General features: G+C 74.3%; 4 protein-coding genes and 1 tRNA gene. 1 reads left to right on the top strand and 4 read right to left on the bottom strand.

The genetic code is table 11. The features are described from left to right. Positions 1 to 12 precede the first annotated feature (12 nt). Positions 13 to 441, bottom strand: coding sequence for a hypothetical protein (locus tag HMPREF3105_RS10125; RefSeq protein ID WP_069941857.1), 429 nt, complete (start codon positions 439 to 441; stop codon positions 13 to 15). 131 nt (positions 442 to 572) lie between these two features. On the opposite strand from HMPREF3105_RS10125, the gene HMPREF3105_RS10120 reads away from it, so the two are divergent. Then, positions 573 to 649, top strand: a tRNA-Pro gene (locus HMPREF3105_RS10120). 65 nt (positions 650 to 714) lie between these two features. Here the strand turns inward: HMPREF3105_RS10120 and HMPREF3105_RS10115 are convergent. From HMPREF3105_RS10115 to HMPREF3105_RS10105, 3 genes are all read right to left on the bottom strand, one after another. Continuing rightward, the gene (locus tag HMPREF3105_RS10115; RefSeq protein ID WP_070709497.1) at positions 715 to 1,077 is read right to left on the bottom strand and encodes a GNAT family N-acetyltransferase; all 363 of its coding nucleotides are present in this window, start codon (positions 1,075 to 1,077) and stop codon (positions 715 to 717) included. 57 nt (positions 1,078 to 1,134) lie between these two features. Beyond that, on the bottom strand, positions 1,135 to 1,632 hold the full coding sequence (locus HMPREF3105_RS10110) for a carboxymuconolactone decarboxylase family protein (protein ID WP_070709495.1): 498 nt from the start codon (positions 1,630 to 1,632) through the stop codon (positions 1,135 to 1,137). A gap of 92 nt (positions 1,633 to 1,724) precedes the next feature. Beyond that, positions 1,725 to 2,628: DUF5129 domain-containing protein (locus HMPREF3105_RS10105; RefSeq protein ID WP_141762503.1), on the bottom strand; the 904-nt coding region annotated here is incomplete at its 5' end.

Raw genomic sequence — 2,628 nt, 5'->3', positions numbered from 1 at the left:
CCCCCTCGGCGCTCAGAGCTCCTCGCCGGCACGCAGCCGTGCCGTGAGCGCGCGGGTGAGTCGGCGGCGCAGCCGGCCGTGCTCCGTGCTCTGCTCCCGAAGGCGCGCGTGCACGGCGTCGGCATGGGCGGGCTTCTCCGAGTCGGGGAGAGCGAGGAAGTCGCGCAGCAGCGGCTCCAAGCGCCCGGTGAGGGCGAGCACGAGCTCCTGCGTCTCCACGGGCCGTGTGCGCTGCAGGCGAGTCCAGGCCGGCCCGTACTCGGCAGCGTGCTCGACCATCTCCCACGCGAGGGCCCAGCTGTCCGGGCGCAGCCGGTGCCGCTCCGCGCGCAACAGCCGTCGCAGGGCGGCCACGGCCTCCTCGAGCTCGGCAGCGGCCGGGGCGCCGTCGTCGTCGGGGGAGGGGCTCGCGGAGGAACGCAGGAACGGCCACCAGCTCATGCCGGCCTCTCTCGGATTCGTCGGGTGCGCAGAGGTCTCACGCGTGCGATTCTGCCCCGCATCTCGGTTTGGCGGCACCCGGTGTGGCTGGTATAGTCGCTCTCTGTTGGATTCAGGTCTGAGACCTCCAACGGGGTGTGGCGCAGCTTGGTAGCGCGCGTCGTTCGGGACGACGAGGCCGCAGGTTCAAATCCTGTCACCCCGACCAGAAAGAGCCCCCGCCGGATCGGCGGGGGCTCTTCTCGTCTCCGGGTGCTCACCGGGTGCGGGGCGTCAGTCCTGGCGGGACTCCAGGAATTGCAGATGCTCGGGGCGCGCCGGGTCCACTTCGCCGGCCACGTCGTCGTGTTCGTCCACCCAGTCCTTCACGTACGGGCACACGGGGACGATCCGGCGGCCCGCGGCCACGGTGTCCTTCAGCGCCTCGCGCACGAGGGTCGAGGCCAGGCCCCGGCCCTCGTACTGGTGGTCGACCTTGGTGTGCGGGAAGATCCGCTGGGCCGGGCCGTCGGCGGTGTCGTCGTCGATCGCCACCGTGAAGCCGGCCACCGTGCCCGCGTCATCGACGACGATCTCGTACCTCTCCCCGTTCTTGCGGACCTGCGGGTGCTCCAGGCTGGGGGTCTGCTCGGTCATGGTCGGTCCTCTCGTTCCTGGGTGGATCCCGCCGCCGGGCCGGCGGCGGGGAAGGGGTCAGCCGTCCCGGCGCCGCACGGGGTGATGGGACAGGATCGAGATGCGGTTCGTCAGGTTCATCACGATCGCGACCCACTGCACGGCCGCGTACTGGGCGTCCGTGAGCACAGCGGCCGTGGAGGCCTGCACGTAGTTCAGCTGCTCCTGCTCGGGGAGGTCCGTGACCGCCTCGGCGAGCTCGAGCGCGGCGCGTTCCTGCTCCGAGTACACGGCCCCGGCCTCACGCCACGCCGGCAGCAGTCCCAGGCGCTGCACGCTCAGACCGGCGTCGGCGCCCTGGCGGGTGTGCCGGTCCAGGCAGAGCACGCAGCCGTTGAGCTGGGAGACCCGGAGGTTCACGAGCTCCACGAGCTGCCGGTCCAGCCCGGCCTGCTCGGCGGCGGCGCGCGCGGCCGAGGCCAGCGGCCCGACCGCGTGCCACGCCTCGGGCACGGCCTTGTCGAGGAAGAACGCGAGGGGGTCCTGACGGGGTGCGGGGGTGTCAGCGGCGGTCATGGTCCTTCAATGTCTCGCAGAACGGGGCGGTGGGCCAGGGACCGGGTGCCCGGCCCGGACGAGCTTCCGGCTCAGATCCGGCCCCGGCCGGCTCAGAATCGGCCGGAGGAGCCCGCCCCGGAGAACGAGCCGCCCGAGGATCCGTAGCCGGTCCCGGAGGAGCTGGACTGCGCCTGGCGGTGGTCCTGGACGGACCGCTCGCCGGCCTGGTGGCCCGTGGTGAAGGCCACCACCGTCCAGTAGGCATCCGCCGGCAGCGCGGAGTCCAGGATCGAGCCGCGCGCGGACCGGGCCGGGCCACGGTGCGAGCGCAGCTCGTCGCGCAGCAGCTCGCGCTCGGCCTCGTCCTCGCCGAACGCCGCCACCTCGGCGTCGGCGAGGGCGGAGACGAGCCCGGTCAGGCGACGCCGCAGGGCGTCCAGCTCATCCAGCGCCGCGGCCGGGGTCAGGCGCTCGTCCTGGAGGTCCGCGCCCAGCGCCTCGAGTCGGTCCTGGGCCTCGGTGCGGAAGGACTCCAGCGCGGCGACGGCGGATCGGACGGGCCCGGCGGAGCCGACGGAGGAGGCCAGCGCGCCGACGGCGTCCAGGTCGGCCCGCAGCGGGGCGGTCTGCTGGTCCCACGCCGCCGGCCACCCCGGGTGGCGGTTGAGGAAGGTGTTCGCCGCGGCCACGGCGTCGTCGAGGCGGTCGAGCTCACGGGCGCGGTCCCGGACGTCCTCCGCGGCCCGGGCGTGCTCCGTGCGATGCAGGCTGCGCTCCGGCAGGGCCTCGAGGCGGTCCAGCTCCGCCGACGCGTCGAGCGCCTGGCGCCGGAAGCCGCGGAAGCGCTCCATCAGCGCGGCCGCGTGGGGCGAGTCCTCGGGCACCGTGGACGCGTTCACCTCGGTGGCGTCCATCTCCAGGGTGACGGAGGTCAGGTGGGTGCGGGCCTCGGCCAGCAGGTCGGCCGTCCGGCGGCGGCGACGCCGTCGGCTCGCGAGCGCCGCGGCCGCGGCG

Origin of the sequence: Micrococcus sp. HMSC31B01 (assembly GCF_001816085.1) — a bacterium.
Classification (GTDB): Bacteria; Actinomycetota; Actinomycetes; order Actinomycetales; family Micrococcaceae; genus Micrococcus; species Micrococcus luteus.
Note: the sequence above shows the minus strand (reverse complement) of the source record. Positions and strands in the feature narration are given on the sequence as shown.

What these genes read in the sequence shown, in the direction of transcription:
- HMPREF3105_RS10125 (WP_069941857.1), bottom strand. Translation starts at nt 441, where the DNA reads ATGAGCTGGTGGCCGTTCCTGCGTTCCTCCGCGAGCCCCTCCCCCGAC.
- HMPREF3105_RS10110 (WP_070709495.1), bottom strand. Translation starts at nt 1,632, where the DNA reads ATGACCGCCGCTGACACCCCCGCACCCCGTCAGGACCCCCTCGCGTTC.
- HMPREF3105_RS10115 (WP_070709497.1), bottom strand. Translation starts at nt 1,077, where the DNA reads ATGACCGAGCAGACCCCCAGCCTGGAGCACCCGCAGGTCCGCAAGAAC.